Source organism: Clostridium lundense DSM 17049 (genome assembly GCF_000619945.1).
In the GTDB taxonomy this organism is placed as follows: Bacteria; Bacillota; Clostridia; order Clostridiales; family Clostridiaceae; genus Clostridium_AO; species Clostridium_AO lundense.
The window spans coordinates 14,316-35,309 of sequence record NZ_KK211043.1; the positions used below are offsets into that span (position 1 = coordinate 14,316).

A 20,994-nucleotide genomic window follows, 5' to 3' on the forward strand; every position below is an offset into this window, starting at 1 on the left:
GATAAATGCATAAATTTCTCTTAAAAAGGAATTAAAATATGTATTAATTTTTTTTGAGTTTCTGTTATAATAGTATATGTTAAGAAATTAACGAAGTTAGTCAACTGTACTAATACAAAAAGTAATGATTTTCAAAGTTGAATCACTTTTTTGAAAATTAGGAGGAATTAAAATAATGATAACATTTGAAACTCAATTAAAAAAGTTAAAGTATCTTGTATTAAAAGAAATAGCTAAAATGACTTTAGAAAATAGACTTAACAAAGAGGAATTAGAAAAAGTTCCTTTTGAAATAATACAGGGTGATAAAGCAGAATATAGATGCTGTGTTTACAAAGAAAGAGCTATAGTTTATGAAAGAGCTAAACTTGCTATGGGTTGCTTACCAAATGGACAAATGGCTGATGAATTTGTAAATGTAGAAGATGATGATCAAATTATATATGTAATTGACGCAGCATGTGACAAGTGCCCAATAAATAGATTTGTTGTTACAGAAGCTTGTAGAGGATGTATACAACATAAGTGTATGGAAGTATGTCCAGCAGGTGCCATAACAAGAGCAGCAGGCAGAGCTTATATAAATCATGAAACATGTAAAGAATGTGGATTATGTAAAGAAGTGTGTCCATACAATGCTGTAGCAGAAGTTATGAGACCTTGTAAAAGGGTATGTCCAACTGGAGCTTTAGAAATGAATCCTAAAGACAGTAAGGCTAGAATAAATAAAGAAGAATGTGTAAACTGTGGTGCTTGTATGGGTGCATGTCCTTTCGGAGCTATATCAGATAAGAGTTATATTGTAGATGTGACTCGTGCTTTAATGGGAAAGAAAAAGGTATATGCAGTAGTAGCACCTGCTATAACAGGACAATTTGGACCAAATGTATCTGTAGGACAAATAAAAGCAGCATTTAAAGAAGTAGGATTCCAAGATATGATCGAAGCTGCTTGTGGTGCTGATGCAGTAGCAGTTCATGAAGGAAATGAATTTATTGAAAGAATGGAAAAGGGAGACAAGTACATGACAAACTCCTGCTGTTCAGGGTTCTTAAGTTATATAGAGAAGAAATTCCCAGATCAGATTGAGAGAGCTTCAAGTACTGTATCACCAATGGTTGCAGTAGGAAGAATGATCAAGAAAATGGACAACGAGGCTGTAGTAGTATTTGTAGGCCCATGTACTGCTAAGAAGAATGAAATAAAAAGACCTAGTGTAAAAGATGCAGTAGATTATGTTATGACCTTTGAAGAAATAGTAGCTCTTATGGGAGCATATGATGTAGAAACTGAAAAATGCGAAGCACTAGAGATAAATGATGCTTCAGTTTTAGGAAGAGGCTTTGCTCAAGGTGGTGGAGTAATAGCTGCAATTCAAAATTATATGAAGAGCAAGGAAGTATCAATTGACTTTAAGCCAGTTAGAGTAAGTGGACCAGCTGAAATAAAGAGAGCAATGATTATGGCTAAGGTAGGAAGACTTTCAGGAAACTTTATAGAAGGTATGATGTGCGAAGGAGGCTGCATTGGTGGACCAGCTACTATGGTGCCTATTGTAAAATCAAGAGCACAATTAATGAAGTTTAGCAAAGAAGCTGCTACAAAAGATGTTGTGGATAATGAGAAATTAAAGAACTATGAAGGAATTAATTTAGAAAGATAAGTAATATAAAAAATTAATAAATAAAAGCCTTGCACAATGTAAGGCTTTTATTTATTTTATACTTATTATAAATTTATATATACGTTTTTAGAGATCGATTGTTGAAGAAAAATGTAAAAAAATACTTGAAAAGTTTTCAGAAATATTGTAATATTAGAGTAATACAAATGAATAAATTAAGGCAGAGATAAAAGAGCCGTTTTTAATATGAGTGAGATAGTATCAAAATTAATTTTTGATATTAAATTCAGTCTTATTAAGTGGCTCTATTTTTGTGCCTTAAAAAAACGTTTACAATGGTAGGACTAATTTAAATATTATATTAACAGATAAAAAGGAGGAATGAAAATGTCCAATTTTATGGCAGAATTTTTAGGAACAATGCTTTTGGTTTGGTTAGGTGATGGTGTAGTTGCATCAGTAGCACTTAATAAAAGCAAAGGTAAGGATGGTGGTTGGATAGTTGTAACACTTGCTTGGGGACTTGCAGTTGCTATTCCTGTATACATCTTTGGAGGGATTAGTGGAGCTCACTTGAATCCAGCAGTTACCATAGGAAATGCAGTAGTTGGTAATTTTGAATGGGCTCAAGTGCCTTCTTACATAGGAGCGCAAATGTTAGGGGGGATTGCAGGAGCTACATTAGTATGGTTAACTTATTTACCTCATTGGAAAGAAACAGAAGACAAAGCCACAAAGCTGGGTGTTTTCTGTACAGCACCAGCAATAAGAAATACTGGTGCAAACTTTCTAACAGAGTTCCTAGTAACTGGATTATTGGTTTTTGGATTAATGGGATTAGGACAAGCTAAAATGGTAGATGGAATTAGTGGATTAGTAGTTGGATTATTTATAGTGGTAATAGGACTTTCTCTTGGAGGACCTACAGGATATGCTATTAACCCAGCTAGAGATTTAGGACCACGTATAGCACACGCTATTTTACCTATAGCTGGTAAAGGGGATTCCGATTGGAAATATGCATGGATACCAGTAGTTGGACCAATACTTGGTGGAATAGTAGGAGCAGTAATTTTTAAGATGTTATTTTAAAAAACGTTTAAAGTTAAATCAATGTTAAATAACTACTCTTATAAATTATTACTATTTTTGTGAAAAAATTAGATCGTTAATAACTCTAAAATAATTGTGTAGGAGGAAACATTTTATGGAAAAGAAATATATAATGGCGTTAGACCAAGGCACTACAAGTTCAAGATGCATAATATTCGATAAAAAGGGTGAAATTGTAAGTGTAGCGCAAAAAGAGTTTAAACAAATATATCCTAAAGGGGGATGGGTAGAACATGACCCATTGGAGATATGGGGAAAACAAGCAGGAGTTGCAGGAGAGGCTCTTATGACAGCTAGGATTTCGCCAGAGCAAATTGCAGCAATTGGTATTACGAATCAAAGAGAAACCACAGTAGTTTGGGATAAGAAAACAGGAATGCCAGTATACAATGCTATAGTATGGCAATGTAGAAGAACTGCTTCAATGTGTGATGAATTAAGGCAAAAAGGAATAGATAAGAAAATAAGAGAAAAGACAGGCTTGGTTTTAGATGCATATTTTTCGGCTACAAAAATAAAGTGGATATTAGATAATGTTGAAGGCGCTAGAGAACAGGCTGAAAAAGGGGAACTGCTATTTGGAAATATGGATACATGGCTAATTTGGAACTTAACAAATGGAAAAGTACATGTAACAGATTATACCAATGCATCAAGAACCATGTTATATAATATACATGAGCTTAAATGGGATGAAGAACTTTTAAAAATTTTTGATATACCAAAATCAATGTTTCCAGAAGTAAAGCCTTCTAGTTGTGTTTATGGCGAAACGGATGAAGTTTTATTTGGAACATCTATTAAAATAGCTGGAGATGCAGGAGATCAGCAAGCTGCATTATTTGGACAAACTTGTTTCAAACCAGGTATGGCTAAAAACACATATGGTACTGGATGTTTCTTATTAATGAATACAGGGGAAAAGGCAGTTGATTCAAAGAACGGACTACTTACTACAATAGCGGTAGGAATTGATGGCAAGGTTGAATATGCTCTTGAAGGAAGTGTATTTATTGGAGGAGCAGTTATCCAATGGTTGAGAGATGAACTTAGAATGATAAAAAGTGCTGCAGAATCAGAAAGATATGCTACAGCAGTAGAAGATTCAAATGGGGTATATGTGGTACCTGCATTTGTTGGCATAGGTGCACCATATTGGGATCAATATGCAAGAGGAACAATAGTTGGTCTTACAAGAGGTGCTAAGAAAGAGCATATTATAAGGGCTGCTGTTGAATCAATGGCATATCAAACATATGATCTTCTGAAAGCTATGCAAGAAGATTCAGAAATACAACTTAAATCTTTAAAAGTAGATGGTGGAGCATGTGCAAATAATTTCTTGATGCAATTTCAGTCTGATATATTAGGAGTAAATGTAGATAGACCAGAGGTAATTGAGACTACAGCTCTTGGAGCAGCCTATTTAGCAGGACTTGCTGTAGGATATTGGAATGATAGAGAAGAATTAGCTCAAAATTGGGCCATATCAAAGACATTTGAAGCTTCGATGGAAGCAGATAAAAGAGAAAAATTAGTTGCAGGATGGCATAAAGCAGTAAATAGATCATTAGAATGGGAAGAAAAATAATATAAACAGAGTGCGATGGGAGTATTAGAGCGGATAGTCATCGGATAAATTCCTACAATAATAAATAAGGTGTTAAATATGAGCAAAAATTAAAAAATAGATTAACTGAGATTATAGGGACTTAATTTAAAGGGTAACATATACTCTTTAGATTGAGTGCCCTTTTTTATTAAAAAATGATTTTTGGGTTTTATGTCGAATTATATATATGTAAAAATATTTGTAGGAGAGGTATACTATTATTGTTAATAATAGTATTTTAAAAAATTAAAAGTAAATACTAATTACAATATTAATAGTTTTAAGGGTGAAAGACATTATGGAGAATTTTGCGAATAATATAAAATGTTTTTTAAAAAAAATTTACAAGTATTTATCACAATATAAGGGGCATATAGTTTTAAGTATATTTGGTCTGTTATTCATTTATATTGGCTATGAATATTATATAAAGTATTTCCCCACATTAAGGGATCCAAATAAAATAAAAGATGCCATAATGGCTTATGGTAAGTATAGTGTGCCTGCTTTTATTGTATTACAAATGATACAGGTTATAGTGTTTTTTATACCAGGGGAAATAATTCAAATAGCAGGAGGATATATTTTTGGAACTATTTATGGAAGTATAATATCTTTAGTAGGAATAACTCTAGGAGGTGTAGTGGTATATCTTATATCTAGGAGATATGGGAAGCCTTTTGTGCAAAAGATTATATCTAAAAAACAACTTAAGTTTTTTGATAAGATATTAAAATTTGGCAGCATAAATTATGTAGTATTTCTTCTTTATTTAATACCAGGTATACCTAAAGATGCTTTAGCTTATATATGTGGTATATCAGAGATTAATTTTAAGGATTTTGTAATCTATTCAACAGTAGGAAGAATACCGGGAATAGTTATGTCAGCTTATTTTGGAGCTAAAATAGGTTCAAGGAATATACCATTATTGGCTACTATAGCTATAGTTATGATAATGTTATTTGTAATTGGAGTATTTAAAGGAGAAAAGATTATAAGAAACTTGTCAAGAAAAGAAAAAAATAACGAAATATAAAGAACTCTAATTTAAATGTTAGGGTTCTTTTTATATATAATAGTAGATATTAAACTAAAAATTATTATAAATATATTAATTGCCATAGCACAATGAAGAAAAAATCTTTCAGGTAACATTTTTATTACTGGATCTTTGTTTATATCAAAAATCCAGTAGTTATTGTTAAAAAGAAGTTTATGAAATATGTTAAATGCATTATGAAAATTAATAAAGAAAATTATAATAAGTAATATAGGTATTAATAGTAATGTCCTACTTACATGTTTAAAAATTGAGAAGTCTTTAAATTTAATACAATAATATATTCCTATTAAAGAAATAAAACTAGTTATATAAAATAAATAATCTATTTTTGTGAAAAGAGTTTTTACTTCATAAAAGTGAATTTTCCCCTCGGGTGAAGAGGAAAGTGTAGGAATATTAAAATTTATATTATTTTTAGAGGTTATAAAATTTATAAGATAGTTATAATTTAATTTAATATCATTAGTGTTAAATCCAGAGTCTTCTGGAATGTTTAAATAATTAATATCAAAATAATAAAGTGGTTTAAGACTTACTGTTAATTTTATAGAAAGAATTATAAAAAATAATATAAAACTATTAATAAAAATAAATTTAAATGATAATTTTAATTTTTCCATAATGTTATAAGCTCCTTAGGAACAGCATTATGTGTTATTATGTACAAATATTATTAAAATATAATAGCTAATTGTATCTATAAATGAAAAAATATTTTATTATTATATAAAATAAAGAAAATCATAGCAATATAATAAGATAAGTAGGTATCTGCATATAAATGCACTTAATAGTTATTAAATAGCAAATATAGTATTCTTTTAAAGTTGATATTATAAATGCTATTATTTATTATAATAATTGTATTAGCACTCATAACTAATGAGTGCTAACAAAAAAGTTATTATTAATATACCATATATTTTAAAATATATTAAGGAGGGGTTTAAATGAAAGTTAGACCACTTGGAGACAGAGTTGTTATTAAAAGAATTGAGGTTGAAGAAACTACTAAAAGTGGAATAGTTATTCCAGGAGCAGCAAAGGAAAAGCCACAAGAAGCTGAAGTAGTAGCAGTAGGACCAGGCGGAATGATTAATGGAAAAGAAGTTAAAATGGAAGTTAAAGTAGGAGACAGAGTGTTATTCTCTAAATATGCAGGTAATGAAGTTAAAGTTGATGGAGCTGAATACACAATTTTAAAGCAGGACGATATATTAGCTGTATTAGAATAATTTAGATTAGAAAATATTAAATTTAAAAAGAATATAATACTGAGGAGGTATTTGATATGGCAAAGAGCTTATTATTCGGTGAAGAAGCAAGAAGATCTATGCAAAAAGGTGTTGACAAACTAGCTAACACAGTTAAAGTTACACTTGGACCTAAGGGAAGAAATGTTGTTTTAGATAAAAAATTTGGTGCACCACTTATTACTAATGATGGTGTTACTATAGCAAGAGAAATAGAATTGGAAGATGCATATGAAAATATGGGTGCTCAACTTGTAAAAGAAGTTGCTACAAAAACTAATGATGTAGCAGGAGATGGAACAACTACAGCTACATTATTAGCACAGGCTATAATAAGAGAAGGATTAAAGAACGTTACAGCTGGAGCAAATCCAATGCTAATTAGACGTGGTATCAAGATGGCTGTTGACAAAGCAGTAGAAGAAATAAAAAATGTTTCAAGACCAGTTGAAGGAAAAGAAGATATAGCAAGAGTTGCTGCTATTTCCGCTGCTGATGAAGAAATTGGTAAGCTTATAGCTGATGCTATGGAAAAAGTAGGTAACGAAGGAGTTATAACTGTAGAAGAATCAAGAAGTATGGGAACAGAATTAGATGTTGTTGAAGGTATGCAGTTTGACAGAGGATATTTAAGCCCATATATGGTTACTGATGCAGAAAAAATGGAAGCTATATTAGATGAGCCATATATATTAATTACAGATAAGAAAATATCAAATATTCAGGACTTACTACCAGTTCTTGAGAAAATCGTTCAGCAGGGAAGAAGATTATTAATCATAGCTGAAGACATAGAAGGAGAAGCATTAGCTACATTAGTTGTTAATAAATTAAGAGGAACATTTAATTGTGTAGCAGTTAAAGCTCCAGGATTTGGTGATAGAAGAAAAGAAATGCTTCAGGACATAGCAATTCTTACTGGTGCAGAAGTTATATCAGAAGAATTAGGAAGAGATTTAAAAGAAGTTACATTAGATATGCTTGGAGTAGCAGAATCTGTTAAGATAACAAAAGAAAACACTACTATAGTTAATGGTAGAGGATCTAAAGAAGAAATTCATGATAGAGTATCTCAGATAAAAGCTCAGATAGAAGAAACTACTTCAGATTTTGATAGAGAAAAATTACAGGAAAGACTTGCAAAACTTGCTGGTGGAGTAGCTGTAATTAAAGTAGGTGCTGCTACTGAAACTGAGTTAAAGGAAAGAAAATTAAGAATAGAAGATGCTTTAGCAGCTACAAAAGCAGCTGTTGAAGAAGGTATAGTTCCAGGTGGTGGAACAGCTTATGCAATGGTAATTCCAGAAGTTGAAAAATTAACTTCAGATGTTGCTGACATAAGAGTTGGTATAAACATCATAAGAAAAGCTCTTGAAGAACCAGTAAGACAGATAGCTTACAATGCAGGAGTAGAAGGTTCAGTTGTAATCGAAAAAGTAAGAAATAGCGAACCAGGTACAGGATATGATGCATTACATGATAAATATGTAAACATGATTAAAGTTGGTATAGTTGATCCAACTAAGGTTACAAGATCAGCACTACAGAACGCTGCATCTGTTTCATCAACATTCTTAACAACAGAAGCTGCTGTTGCTGATATTCCAGAAAAGAATAGTACTCCAATGCCAGGAGCACCAGGAATGGGAATGGACGGAATGTACTAAAAAAGTGTTACACACTTTTTAATTGACAGTTGACAGAGGACAATTGACAGTTAAGGAGGATTTTCTTCCACTACTCTACAGAAAATCTTTAATTTAAAAATTTTTCGTAATGTAATGGAGGAAAATTATCCTTATCTGTACTTTGTGCTCTGTTATCTGTACTCTTAAAAAAAGTGCAAAGCACTTTTTTTATTTTTACCACATATTTTTCAAGTCTACATTTGTTAATGATGTTAATATCTTTTCTTGAGCATCTGGATATAATTTTTCTAAGGAAATAAGTAAATTTTTCATTTCCTCCCTTGTTGTTTTTTCATCTTCGGGACATAAGTTTTTAATTATAGGAAAGTTATTATCTTTTACAAACTTTTCAATGAAATCTTCCCTAATCTTAACTAAGGGCCTTATAATGTTTATATCTTTATCTTTATAGTAAATATTAGGATGAAAAGTTCCTAGTTTGCCTACTTTTAAAACATTCATAAATAATGTTTCTATTACATCATCACTATTGTGTCCTAAAGCTAATTTATTAAAATTATTTTCTTTAGCTACTCTTATTAAAGCACCTTTTCTTAATTTTGAGCATAATGAACAGGGATTTTTTTCTTTTCTTTCATTGAATACTACATCTGCTATATTAGTTTTTTCTATTATTAATAGTATATTATTTTCATCACAAAATTGTTTTAAAGGGGAAAAATCCATACCTAAATCCATATCTATAGTAATACCAGTTAAAGTAAAATCTTTTATGGCTGTTAGTTGAATTAACCTTAATACAAATAATAGAAATACACTGTCTTTTCCACCAGATAATCCTACAGCTACTTTATCTTCTGGCTGTATCATTTTATAGGTTTCTATAGTATCTCTTACGTCTCTTAAAAACATTCTATTATATTTTCTTTCAAAAATTATCATAAATTAAAGTCCTCCTTTATCATAATAATTTTAAATATATAATATAATAATTAAGTTGTCTATCTACAATTAAAGATTAATAAGAAATTATTATAAAAAATTATAAAGTAACTTTGAAAATTAATTTGAATACCTATTGCAACAAATTATATTAAATGATAATATTTAACTGTTATAATTTAGAGAAGTTTTAAATATGAGGGGAACTGTGAAATACATATTCAACTTGGGCATCTAATATGTATGGAGTTAGTGATGCAACCCACCCTATGTTCATATATTTTTATGAATATAGGGTTTTTTATTTTTTAGAATATAAATTATTAAATAATTTTAAATAGGAGGTATAGTTAAAATGGACATTTTAATTATTGATGATTCTGTTTTTTCTCAAAGAATAATAGCTAACTTAATTGCAAAGCATTTAGATAATGTAAATACTTATTTTGCAAAAGATGGAGAAGAGGGACTAGAAAAATACAAAAGTATTAAACCAGACTATACATTTGTAGATTTATTGATGCCTAAATTAAATGGAGAAGAATTAATAAAATTAATAAATGAATATGACCTTGATGCAAAAATAATAGTGGTTTCAGCAGATGTTCAGAAAAGTATAAAGGAAGAAATAAATGCACATGGAGTAATAGAATTTATAAATAAGCCTTTTACTGAAGAAAAGGCAAAGACTATATGTGAAATAATAAGGAATGAAAAAAATGAGGGATAGAGCGTTAACAGAGGATATATTAAAAGAATTATTTAATATAAGTGTAGGAAAATCGGCAAGTATTCTCTCAGAAATAATTAATAAAAAAATATTGCTGACTGTACCTAATTTAAAGATTTATAATTTGAATGATAAAAAAATAGACATAGATGATTCACTTCCTAAAGCATTAAAGGGAACTATAATGGTATCTTCCATATGTTTCCGGAAAGAGTTAAAAGGAAAGGCAAGCTTAATTTTTCCAGCTGACAAAATGAGAACCTTCATAAATCTTTGTTTAAATGAAAACAATAAAAATGAATTTTCTGATATGGATTTTACGGATATAGACTTTGATGTTATAAAAGAGATAGGGAATATAACATTGAATTCAATTATTGGAGAGATAGGAAATTATTTAAACATAAAATTAAGTTATACCTTGCCAGAAGTAAGAGTATTTAATAAAAGGGACTTTAAATCAAGCATAGAGAGCAAAGATTATATCCATATATTAATGTTATATATAACCTTTAAAATAGACAGCTCAGAAATAGTAGGGGCTATAATAATTAATCTTACTTTGAGTTCATTAAACGATCTATTAAATAAAGTAGGAATGATAGAAGATGATTTCTGTGGATAGAATTTTATATCATATATTAGGCAATATAAATGAAGGAATAATAATATTGAACGAAGATTTAAAAATTCTATTTTGGAATGATCACATGAAACGTTTAACAAATATTAATGAAGAAGATGTACTAGATAATTGTATATATGATGTTATTCCGACTCTAAATAAAGGTTATGTTAAAAAATTAATGAATGGTGTAATTAATGAAGGAAGAAACATTTTCCTTTCAGCAGCTATGCATAAAAATATACTTAATAATAATAAAGATTTAAATTTAAAGATAAGTAAAATAGAGAGAGATAATCTAAATTTTATACTTATTGAGTTTATTGATGTAACTAATCAATTTTTACGTATTAAGCAATTAAAAAAATATATTGGTGAATTGTACTTTTTAAATAAAGAATTAAAAGACAAAGAAAAAACTATTAATAAATTAGCTTATTATGATGGAATAACAGGTTTAGCAAATAGAATGTTGTTTTATAAAATTGCAGATAAGCTTTATGCAAATGCACAAAGAAGCAATAAACTTTTAGGTTTAATGTTTATAGATGTAGACAAATTTAAAAGTATTAATGATACTTATGGACATATAAAAGGTGACGAAGTTATTGTTAATGTAGCTGATATATTAAAAGAATATACTAGAAAAGGTGACATTATTGCCAGATTTGGTGGAGATGAATTTTTAGTGTTACTACCATTTGTAAAAAGTTATGATGATTGTGAAGCTGTAGCTTCAAGAATTATTAATAGGGAAAATAAATTTTTAAGTTGTGGACAAGAAGAAATAAAAATATCCCTAAGTATAGGAATTAGTTTATTGAATTATGATGGAAATACTATTGATGAGCTGGTATTAAAGGCAGATAAAGCAATGTATATAGCAAAAAGTAAAGGCGGAGACACCTATTTCTCATTTTCAAACTGTAGTAATTAATTACAAGTTTGTAAATTTTTAAAGAATCCATTGAAATAATTTCCATTAGGTGATAATATTCCATTATAAACAGAATTTCTAGGAGTTTTACTCCTTAGAAGTTGTTATTCAGGGACGTAATCGTCCTTTACTCCCACTTTAAAGAGGATGGGATATTAGAGCAGGTAGTCATCGGATAAAAGTATAGCTTTTACTGTTAGGGGGACAAAGAAGTACATGCTTATTTTGGGCATCTTGTATGTATGGAGTTAATGATGCAACCCACCCTACATTCATAATTTTTTATGAATGTAGGGTTTTTTATTAGTGGTATACAGCATATACTGTAAAAATAGTTTTGTAATTAATATTATGAAAGGATGGGGGATTATGAAAAATAAGAAAAAAGGTTTCACTCTGGTAGAGCTTTTAGTGGTAATAGCAATAATAGCAATATTAGCAGCAATAATAGCACCAAATGCATTTAAAGCTATAGAAAAGAGCAAAGTAGCTACAGCAGAGTCAGACTACAAGGCAATAAAAACAGCGGCATTAAGTTATTACTCTGATATGGGAACATGGCCGAATGACAAGAATAAAGGTGGAGATCCTGGTTTTATGGAGAACAACAGTGATAAGGACAATAAAATTAACTGGAATGGACCATACTTGGAAAAATGGCCAACTAAAAACCCATGGGGAGGAGAGTATTATTTCATAGTTACAAAAGATTTAAACACCACTAATTTAAAATTAGAAAATGGTACTAAGGTGTTAAAGCTAAATAATGTTAACTCTAATGCAATTAATAGATTAGAGGCGGATTTAGATGGTGATAAGAATGGGAAAGAAGGGATAGTTAGGTATGATGCAAACAATATAGTATACCTAATAATTTCTGAACAGCAATAATTTAAGGAAATTATTTTTGAAGCATATATAATGGAGCATAAAATGTTTTTTAGTAAAGAGTAAATATTAAAGGTGAAATTTTTAAAGTGAGGGGGTAGTTCTATGATTAAGAAAGTAAAAAAAGGTTTCACTCTGGTAGAACTTTTAGTGGTAATAGCAATAATAGCAATATTAGCAGCAATAATAGCACCAAATGCATTTAAAGCTATAGAAAAGAGCAAAGTAGCTACAGCAGAGTCAGACTATAAGGCAATAAAAACAGCAGCACTTAGTTATTATGCAGATACAGGAGATTGGCCTAAAGGACAATCTAATAATGATCCAAATTTAGTAGATGAGCCAAGTGAGGAGAGTTTGAAAAAAGTATGGAATGGACCTTACTTAGAAAAATGGCCAACTAAAAATCCTTGGGGAGGAACTTACACATTCAAGAACAATGAAGATGGTAATGTTCCAGTGGAGGATGATAAAGACAAGAAAAATTATAAGTATATTGAATTAACTAAGGTTCCTACATCAGCAAGAGATAGACTTGAAGCAGATTTAGATGGAGGAAATGGTAATGAAGATACCGGTGTAGTTAGATACAAGGGAGATACAGTATACTTAATAATTTCTGAACAGTAATAAGAAAAGAGCATTAGAGCAGATAATGCTCTGATACTCTTTTTAAAAAATTTTAGTGGTGCTTATAAAGAATAACTTAAAAAGATAGATATCAAATTTTTAATGTGAAGAGGTATATTTATGGGTAAAAAGATTAAGAAAGGATTTACCTTGGTAGAGCTTTTGGTGGTAATAGCAATAATAGCAATACTGGCAGCAATAATAGCGCCAAATGCATTTAAGGCTATTGAAAAGAGTAAAGTAGCTACAATAGAGTCAGACTATAAAGCAATAAAGACAGCAACGTTGAGTTATTATGCAGATACAGGAAGGTGGCCAGATAATTCTGACAATAGAGGCTCAGATCCAGGACTTGTGAAAGAGCCTAAAGATGGAGTAGATGGATGGAATGGACCCTATATTGAAAAGTGGCCTAATAAAAACCCTTGGGGACAAAAGTATCTGTTTCTTAGTAATGTTACAAATGGAACAGGTGAGACTTGGATTAGAATGTATAACGTTCCTAAAAAAGCTGTAGACAGAATTAAGGCAGATTTAAATGGAGGGAATGAAATAGTCAGAGGCGATGAGAAATGTTTAGATTTAATAATTTCTGAACAATAAATTATTAAATCTACAAATTAAAAAATGATGGGGGAACAGGCATGGTTAAAAGAATAAAGAAAGGATTTACTTTAGTAGAGCTTTTAGTGGTAATAGCAATAATAGCAATACTAGCAGCAATAATAGCACCAAACGCATTTAAAGCTATAGAAAAGTCTAAAGTAAGCAGAACTTTAAGTGATATGAAAGCTTTTAAAACAGCAGCACTACAGTTTTATGCCGATGTAGGATTTTTTCCTGCTGATGTTAATCAAGGAACAGATCCGGGTTTTGGATGTACAAAAGGTGATTTAAAGAATATTAAATATATCGACAAGTCAATAGAAGATATGGGCTTTTCTAAGAATGATTATAAGGAAAAAATAAACTCAAATTGGAATGGACCGTATTTAGATTCTCCACTTTCCAAAGCTACAGCTTGGGGTGGAACATATGATTATGAAGCATGGGCATCTTCAAGTGATAATGCCAATGGAGCGGATGCAGGTATATATATCACTATTCATGGGGTAACAGAAAATGGTGCAAAACAATTGGTTAAGCAAAGTCCTTTTGAGGTTGTTAAAAGTGGCAATAATAATGAAGATGGAGTACAAAAAGATGATATAACTGATAAGAAAAAAGTTACATTAAAAATAGCAGACTGGCCCAATAAAAAGTAGTAATTTTCGAATGTTTTCAATATATGATATTTCACAATATAGGTAAGGAAAAGTTAAAATATAATAAAGGGCTGGTAGTATGTTTAAATTTAAAAAATGTAAAAAAGGATTTACCCTAGTAGAAGTAATAATAGCCATGGTATTGATTTCAGGTACTGTGGCTATTTTTTCAAAGGTGGCTTTTTCTGGGTTAAAAGCAGGTAATAGCAATAAGGAAAGTTTGCAAGGTACTATTATAGCTCAAAACTATTTAGAACAAATAAGAGCTGCTAGAGATAGAAAAGATATATTATTAGATGAGTACATTGATAGTTTACCTAAAGAAGAAATAAAAGATAATATAAAATATAGTATTTTAGTAACTAGTACAGAGATTGAGGAAAATGAAAAAGGCAAACTTGTAGAAATAATAGTAGAAGTAAAGCCTCAAAATGGCAATAGTATTGAAATTGGGATAAGACTCTTGTGGCAGAAAAATGATAAGAGTTTAAGTAGGTGAGGTACAAAATGAAGTTTAGATCTTTAAAAAAGAGAGGGGCTGCTTTACCGTTAGCTATATTTTTAGGAATACTTTTAGTATCTCTTAGTGCAGTGATTTTAACTACAGTAAATAATGAAATAAAAATAAATAAGGCTTCTCAAGAAAGAATAATTGCTAAGAATTTAGCAGAAGGGGCTGTTGAACATGGATTATATGAATATAATACTATGCTAATTAAAGATAAAGAAGTAAAAAGTTTTAAAGGAAGTAGTAGCATAAAGCAAATAGGAAGCTATAGTTACAGTTACAAAGCTCCAGTTAAAGGTGAAGAAAAAACAGGAGTATTTATAGGGGAAGGAAGTACAAGAAGAGGATCTAAATATAAAATAATAGCTAGTTTAGAAATAGAAAGCGGGAAAATTATACAGTGGAAAGAAGAAAAATAATGAGTGCCATTTAATATGGAGTAGACAAATATTTTTTGTATGTCATGAATAGATAGGGGTGAATAAGAGTGAGTGAATTAAAGAAAATGTTAAATAATAAAAAAGGATTTACCCTGGTAGAACTTATGATTTCTATAGTTATACTAACTTTTATAATTGGAACGGCATATTCTCTTATAAACTCCTCTTCTAGATTGGTTTTGAGACAAGTTAATACAACTAATGCTCAAAATGATATTAGAACAACAGTAGATTGGATTACTAGGGATTTGAAAGAATCTGTAAGTTTTAATAGACTTAATGAAGGAAATATACTCTATATTGTAGAAAAAGGAAATAGTACAGTAAAATATATAAAAGCTGAAACAGGAAAGATTTCAAATAATAAGATTTATAAAATTATAAGAAAAAGTGATAATGAAGAGTTTGTTATGCTAGAAAATATTCCTGAAGAAGGATTTAATATAGAAAATAAAAATAGTCTTTATCATGTAACTATTAAAATAAAGGATAAGTTAAACAATGATAAAATAATAGAATTTGATGTAAGTAGTAAAATCAATTCAGCTATTGCTGATAGACCAGGAGATGATGAAGGAGATGGAGATCCGAGTAAGCCTTATATAGATATAGATAACAATGGCAAGTTTGATGGAAGTGATTATAACATTGAATTTATTAATGGGGTTTATGATTGGAAAAAGGATGAGAAGTATGTAAAAGGAATTCTAGTTTTTCCTTCGGACTTTATTGTTAAGAGTAATTCAATAACTTGTATTGCAAGAGATGGTATTAGAGTAGATAAAGATGTTACATTAGAAGCTAGTAAAGATGGAAATATAAAGTTAATAACAAAGAATATAATAATGAATAACACAATAATAAGTACTGATACACAAGGAAATAAATCAGGAGGCATAGATATTCAGGCTAATGGAACAGTAAGTTTTAATTATGCTCAGTTAAAGGTTAAAGGAAAAGGAAGTAACAGGGCTGAAGGAAACATAAATATAAGTGCAAAGGGCAGTATTGAAGGAAATTATTCTAACATAATATGTAATAGTGCAGGAAGTGGAAGTAGAGAAATAAATATTCTTTCTAATGGTAGTATTATATTAGCTTATTGTAAGCTACAATCTAACTCTAATGGTAATGCAAGTTCAACAATAGATATAACAGCTAGTGGAAATGTGAATTGTAGTTTTTCAAATTTATCTGCTAATAGAAATGGAAATAGTAACTCTAATATAAAAATATCATCTGTTGGAGGTACTGATAAGAGTTTTGTTAATGAGGAAGGTAATGGGACAATAATCATAAAATAAATTTTAAAATATGAAAGGAGGATTATCTTATGGTCAAACCACGAAAAAGACTAGGAGAACTACTTATAGATTCAGGTCTTATAACTGAAGTGATATTGAAAAAAGCCTTAGATATACAAAAAGAAACAGGAGAAAAATTAGGAGAACTTCTTGTAACAAAGGGTTTTGCAACAAATGAACAAATAGTAGAAGCTATAAGAAAGCAATTAGGAATAGATTATATAGACTTAGATAAGGTAAGCATAAGACAAGAGGTAATAGATATAATACCAGAGGTAATGGCTAGAAAGCATGAACTATTACCTATAGATATTATAAATGGTAGGTTATTAGTTGTTATGAGTGATCCTCTAAATTATTTTGCTATAGAGGAAATTAGGGTAGCTACAGAATATGCGGTAAAAACAGCTATATCATTAAGAAATTCTATTCTTGAAAATATAGAAAAATATTATGGAAAAAGCAAGGCAGAAAAAGCAGCAGAAAACTATGGAAAAATTTATGGATATAGAAAATCAAACAATGAACCTATAGAAGAATATGAAAATAGTTCCTCTGCTCCTACAATTAAATTCATTAACACTATAATCGATAATGCTATATTAAATAATGCTTCAGATATTCATATAGAGCCATATGAAGGAGAAATGAGAGTAAGATATAGGATCGATGGTGTGCTAAGAGAGATAATGAAAGTTGATATAGGCATGTTAGAGGCGGTAGTAAGTAGAATAAAAATAATGTCAGACCTTAATATTGCAGAAAAAAGAATACCTCAAGATGGAAGAATTAACTTTAAATCTAAGCAAAACAATATTGATTTAAGAATATCTATAGTGCCTACTATTTTAGGGGAAAAAGTAGTTATGAGGATTCTTGATAAGAGTAACTTTTCATTAGATTTAGAAAGGGTTGGGTTAGATTCAGATGAACTAGACAAACTAAAAAATATAATAAGCAAGCCATATGGCATAATACTTGTGTGTGGGCCAACAGGAAGTGGAAAGACCACAACTTTGTATACTATATTAAATAGATTAAATGATAATGATAAGAACATTGTTACTATAGAAGATCCAGTAGAATACAATTTAAAAGGAATAAATCAAATGCAGGTAAATAATAAAATTGGATTTACTTTTGCATCAGGACTTAGAAGTATACTTAGACAGGACCCAAACATAATACTTGTAGGTGAAATAAGGGATAATGAGACCGCGGAAATATCCATAAGATCCGCTTTAACAGGTCATTTAGTTCTATCAACAATACATACCAATAATGCTGCTGGGGTAGTAACCAGATTACAAGATATGAAAATGGAACCTTTTTTAATTTCATCTACAGTTATAGGGATAATATCACAAAGGTTGGTTAGAAAAATTTGTCCTAATTGTAGTGAAGAGTATATTAGTGGTTCAAAGGAAATGAGATTATTAGGTATTAATGAAAAAGTAAAACTTAAAAGGGCCAAAGGGTGCAGCATTTGTAGTGGAACAGGCTATAAAGGAAGAACAGGTATTTTTGAAGTAATTGAAATAAACAAAGAGATAAAAGAATTAATTGACTACAAAAGAGGAGAAGGAGCTATTGAAAAAGAGGCACAAAAGAATGGTACAGTACTTCTAAGGGAAGCTTGTATAAGAAAGGTTTTAGCAGGAGTAACTACTGTTGAAGAGATGCTTAGAGTAACCTATGGATATTAGAAGGTAATAATTATGATAAGATTTGTTTATAAAGCTACTGATAACAATTTTAATATAATAAAGGGTTGTATAGAAGAAAAATCTATGGAGTCTGCTATAGAAGAAATTAAATTAAAGGGCCTAAAAATTATATATATAAAAAAGAAGAAAGGTCTAAGTGAAATAAAAATTGGCAGAACTACACTTAAGGATGAACTTATAAGTTCTTTTTGCGGTCAAATGGCAGTAATAATAAATACTGGGGTAAGTATTTTAAAAGGGCTTGAAATAATTGAAGAACAAGACAAAAAATTAAAAAAGGCTGCGGAGGCTGTTATTATAGGAGTAAGAAAAGGAGAAACATTGGGAGATTCTATGAGAAATTCAGGATTCTTTCCTAATATCTTAACGGATATGGTGTCTTCTGGTGAATTAAGTGGTAATACAGATGAGATACTTACTAATATGGAAAGCTATTATCAAAAGGAAGCCACTATGAAAAGTAAAGTAAAAAGTGCAGCTATATATCCGTCTATTCTTTTAATATTAACTGTTGCAATGATGCTGTTTTTTAATTTCTTTATTCTTGGGAAGATAAGTGAAATATTTGAAGGAAATAGTGATTTACCTGTAGTCACAATATTTTTAATTAAATTTATGAATTATATAAATAATAATTTTTTATTATTTATAGGAGAAATAATAATTTTCATAATGGTTTTAAAATACATTTTTAAAATTCCTCATGTAAAATTATATTTAGATAGGGTAGTTTTAAAAATTCCTGTAATAGGGGAGTTAAAGAGGAATATAATCACTGATAGATTTTCTAGAAGTATGGCTATATTTACAAAATCAGCAGTTCCTATAATTAATTCATTAGAAAATATACAGCTCATAGTTGGTAATAGTTTTGTTTCTAAAAAGGTAGAGAATGCTAAAAAAGAAATCGTAAATGGGGCTAAAATAGCGGATTCCTTTGAAAAAGAAATGATATTTGATCCAATTACTATTCAAATGATACGAATAGGGGAGGAAACAGGAAAGCTAGAGAGTATGTTTTTTAAATTAACTGATATATATGATAAAAAAGTGGACAATGGTATTAATAAGGTAATGTCTCTAGTAGAACCTGCATTCACATTAATTATTGGTTTTTTGGTGGGTATTGTAATAATCGGAATAGCTTTGCCTATATTTCAAATGTCAAATAATATTAAGTAGATAATAAACTCTTATAATGGGGGAATTTAATTTGCTAGCAAAAAATAAGATAGTATTTAGATTTAATGAAGGGTCTATAGATATTGTGTTATTACAGTATAAACTTGGAAAATCTATAATAAAAAAAGTAAAAACTATTACAAATGAGAGTTTGAAAAATAATCATTTTAGTACTGAAGAAAATATAAATTTTACTAAAGTATTTTTAAAGAAAAATAAAATGATAAATAAAAAAGCTATAGCAATTATAGCTCTTGATGGAGTAATTACAAGATTAGTAGAAATACCTTTTATGAAAAAAAAGGATATTGAAAGTTTCATTAAGAATAATATAGATGAGTATTTTACAGTAAATATGAATGAGTATTATTATGATTATAAAATAGCTCAGATGGAAAAGGATAAGGTAAAGAAATTTCATATACTTTTAATAGTTATTCCAAAAGCAAAATTAAATAATATATCATTTTTTATGAAGAATTCAGGGATTAATATAGAAAGAATAACTATTTATCCAGATTGTATAGGGGATTTATTTAATTTAAGAGAAGATGAAAATGTAGCTGTAATAGATTTTATCAGAGGAAGAACTAACGTAACTATATTAGAGGGAAATAGGATATTTCTTCATTCTAATTTTCCTATGGAAATGTTAGATAATGTAGAAGAAAGTTATGAAGAAAGTTATGAAGAGTTATTGGATAATATAGGATATTTTTTAAATTTTTATTCTACAAGACATTTTGGTAATAAATTAGATAAAATTTATTTATTAGGACAAGCTTTTTATAAAGAAAGTTTCATAAGCACGTTAAATGAACAGTTTAATATATTTATTGAACAAGGCATTACAGATATTGTGAAGAATACTGCTATTTGTGATGATGTAGATATGAGTATAAATGAATATGGAGATGTATTAGGATGTAATTTAAGACTTAAAGAGATTTATAATAAAACCATAAATTTTAATAATGTTATAGAATCCGATGTAAGTAAAAGAAAAGAAAGAAATATAATTACTAATATGATTATATTTTTTTCAATAATTACAATAGCTTGGATATCTGTAGCACAGTATTATATAAATAATGAATTACCTAAGTATAATACTACTAATTTAGATAAAGAAATCAAGAGATTAGAAAAGGTTAATAAAGAATATGATTCTTTACAGAGCAGAAAGTCAGAATATGAAAAGAAGGAAAAGGCTATTGATATTATAAATAAGGATGAGTTTAAATACACTTATTATCTTCAGGAATTAAAAAAAGGATTGCCTTCAAATGTATTAGTAAGTGATGTGTATGTAGATAAAGAAAAGGTAGATATAACAGTAAATATAAATAATAGTACATTAGATAAGGTAAAGCTAGTTATAGCAATAAATAATATAGGAATCTTTGAACATATTGAACTAGACTCCATTAAACTAGATAATAGTGAGAATGAAGCAAAGTTTACATTAAAAATTAAAGATCCTTTATAAAGGTGTGATT

Annotated in this window: 21 protein-coding genes and 2 riboswitches; of the genes, 19 read left to right on the forward strand and 2 right to left on the reverse strand. The window is 29.3% G+C overall.

Annotated features, from left to right (window positions below; translation table 11 throughout):
• The first annotated feature begins 175 nt into the window (after nt 1-175).
• The 4 genes from T514_RS0122050 (at nt 176) to T514_RS0122065 (ending at nt 5,388) form a co-directional block, all read left to right on the forward strand.
• Nucleotides 176-1,663 (forward strand): 4Fe-4S dicluster domain-containing protein, encoded by a 1,488-nt coding sequence (locus T514_RS0122050; RefSeq protein WP_027626678.1) that lies wholly within the window; start codon nt 176-178, stop codon nt 1,661-1,663.
• 348 nt (nt 1,664-2,011) lie between these two features.
• Nucleotides 2,012-2,716 (forward strand): MIP/aquaporin family protein, encoded by a 705-nt coding sequence (locus tag T514_RS0122055; protein WP_027626679.1) that lies wholly within the window; start codon nt 2,012-2,014, stop codon nt 2,714-2,716.
• Nucleotides 2,717-2,831: 115 nt separating this feature from the next.
• On the forward strand, nt 2,832-4,328 hold the full coding sequence (gene glpK / locus T514_RS0122060; protein ID WP_034870048.1) for a glycerol kinase GlpK: 1,497 nt from the start codon (nt 2,832-2,834) through the stop codon (nt 4,326-4,328).
• 316 nt (nt 4,329-4,644) lie between these two features.
• Nucleotides 4,645-5,388, forward strand: a complete 744-nt coding sequence (locus T514_RS0122065) for a TVP38/TMEM64 family protein (protein WP_027626681.1) — start codon at nt 4,645-4,647, stop codon at nt 5,386-5,388.
• Nucleotides 5,389-5,399: 11 nt separating this feature from the next.
• Here the strand turns inward: T514_RS0122065 and T514_RS0122070 are convergent, their stop codons facing one another.
• Nucleotides 5,400-6,035, reverse strand: a complete 636-nt coding sequence (locus T514_RS0122070) for a TIGR01906 family membrane protein (RefSeq protein WP_034870052.1) — start codon at nt 6,033-6,035, stop codon at nt 5,400-5,402.
• Nucleotides 6,036-6,365: 330 nt separating this feature from the next.
• Between T514_RS0122070 and groES the strand changes: the two genes are divergently transcribed.
• Together groES and groL are read left to right on the forward strand one after the other, a co-directional pair.
• Complete coding sequence (gene groES, locus T514_RS0122075; protein WP_027626683.1) at nt 6,366-6,650, forward strand: co-chaperone GroES; 285 nt, start codon at nt 6,366-6,368, stop codon at nt 6,648-6,650.
• A 56-nt stretch (nt 6,651-6,706) separates the two neighbouring features.
• Nucleotides 6,707-8,335 carry a chaperonin GroEL gene (groL, locus tag T514_RS0122080; protein ID WP_027626684.1) on the forward strand — a complete coding sequence of 543 codons (1,629 nt, stop codon included), beginning with the start codon at nt 6,707-6,709 and terminating at the stop codon, nt 8,333-8,335.
• A gap of 195 nt (nt 8,336-8,530) precedes the next feature.
• On the opposite strand, the gene T514_RS0122085 is transcribed toward groL, so the two are convergent.
• Nucleotides 8,531-9,259 (reverse strand): tRNA lysidine(34) synthetase, encoded by a 729-nt coding sequence (locus tag T514_RS0122085; protein ID WP_027626685.1) that lies wholly within the window; start codon nt 9,257-9,259, stop codon nt 8,531-8,533.
• 192 nt (nt 9,260-9,451) lie between these two features.
• Nucleotides 9,452-9,534, forward strand: a riboswitch (cyclic di-GMP riboswitch).
• A gap of 80 nt (nt 9,535-9,614) precedes the next feature.
• Here T514_RS0122085 and T514_RS0122090 point away from each other — a divergent pair.
• The 13 genes from T514_RS0122090 (at nt 9,615) to pilM (ending at nt 20,984) form a co-directional block, all read left to right on the forward strand.
• Nucleotides 9,615-9,989, forward strand: a complete 375-nt coding sequence (locus T514_RS0122090) for a response regulator (protein ID WP_027626686.1) — start codon at nt 9,615-9,617, stop codon at nt 9,987-9,989.
• Nucleotides 9,970-10,614, forward strand: a complete 645-nt coding sequence (locus tag T514_RS0122095) for a chemotaxis protein CheC (protein ID WP_242850648.1) — start codon at nt 9,970-9,972, stop codon at nt 10,612-10,614. Before T514_RS0122090 ends, T514_RS0122095 begins: the two co-directional genes overlap by 20 nt.
• A complete protein-coding gene (locus T514_RS0122100) occupies nt 10,607-11,551 on the forward strand; it encodes a sensor domain-containing diguanylate cyclase (protein ID WP_027626688.1) in 945 nt (314 codons plus the stop codon). Before T514_RS0122095 ends, T514_RS0122100 begins: the two co-directional genes overlap by 8 nt.
• A gap of 191 nt (nt 11,552-11,742) precedes the next feature.
• A riboswitch (cyclic di-GMP riboswitch) is annotated at nt 11,743-11,826 on the forward strand.
• A gap of 94 nt (nt 11,827-11,920) precedes the next feature.
• Nucleotides 11,921-12,442, forward strand: a complete 522-nt coding sequence (locus T514_RS0122105) for a prepilin-type N-terminal cleavage/methylation domain-containing protein (RefSeq protein WP_084284835.1) — start codon at nt 11,921-11,923, stop codon at nt 12,440-12,442.
• A 102-nt stretch (nt 12,443-12,544) separates the two neighbouring features.
• Nucleotides 12,545-13,069, forward strand: a complete 525-nt coding sequence (locus T514_RS0122110; protein WP_027626690.1) for a type II secretion system protein GspG — start codon at nt 12,545-12,547, stop codon at nt 13,067-13,069.
• Between the two features lie 120 nt (nt 13,070-13,189).
• On the forward strand, nt 13,190-13,672 hold the full coding sequence (locus T514_RS0122115; protein ID WP_027626691.1) for a type II secretion system protein GspG: 483 nt from the start codon (nt 13,190-13,192) through the stop codon (nt 13,670-13,672).
• Nucleotides 13,673-13,713: 41 nt separating this feature from the next.
• Nucleotides 13,714-14,334: a type II secretion system protein gene (locus T514_RS25975; protein ID WP_051542258.1), complete on the forward strand. Its 621-nt coding sequence runs from the start codon at nt 13,714-13,716 to the stop codon at nt 14,332-14,334.
• 79 nt (nt 14,335-14,413) lie between these two features.
• Complete coding sequence (locus T514_RS0122125) at nt 14,414-14,833, forward strand: type IV pilus modification PilV family protein (protein WP_027626692.1); 420 nt, start codon at nt 14,414-14,416, stop codon at nt 14,831-14,833.
• An 8-nt stretch (nt 14,834-14,841) separates the two neighbouring features.
• The gene (locus T514_RS0122130) at nt 14,842-15,261 is read left to right on the forward strand and encodes a hypothetical protein (RefSeq protein WP_027626693.1); all 420 of its coding nucleotides are present in this window, start codon (nt 14,842-14,844) and stop codon (nt 15,259-15,261) included.
• Between the two features lie 68 nt (nt 15,262-15,329).
• Complete coding sequence (locus T514_RS0122135; RefSeq protein ID WP_027626694.1) at nt 15,330-16,586, forward strand: prepilin-type N-terminal cleavage/methylation domain-containing protein; 1,257 nt, start codon at nt 15,330-15,332, stop codon at nt 16,584-16,586.
• A 29-nt stretch (nt 16,587-16,615) separates the two neighbouring features.
• Nucleotides 16,616-18,292 (forward strand): GspE/PulE family protein, encoded by a 1,677-nt coding sequence (locus T514_RS0122140; protein WP_027626695.1) that lies wholly within the window; start codon nt 16,616-16,618, stop codon nt 18,290-18,292.
• Nucleotides 18,293-18,304: 12 nt separating this feature from the next.
• Entirely contained in the window at nt 18,305-19,495 is a 1,191-nt protein-coding gene (locus tag T514_RS0122145) for a type II secretion system F family protein (RefSeq protein WP_027626696.1), read from the forward strand.
• Nucleotides 19,496-19,526: 31 nt separating this feature from the next.
• Entirely contained in the window at nt 19,527-20,984 is a 1,458-nt protein-coding gene (pilM, locus tag T514_RS0122150; RefSeq protein ID WP_027626697.1) for a type IV pilus biogenesis protein PilM, read from the forward strand.
• The last annotated feature ends 10 nt before the right edge of the window (nt 20,985-20,994 follow it).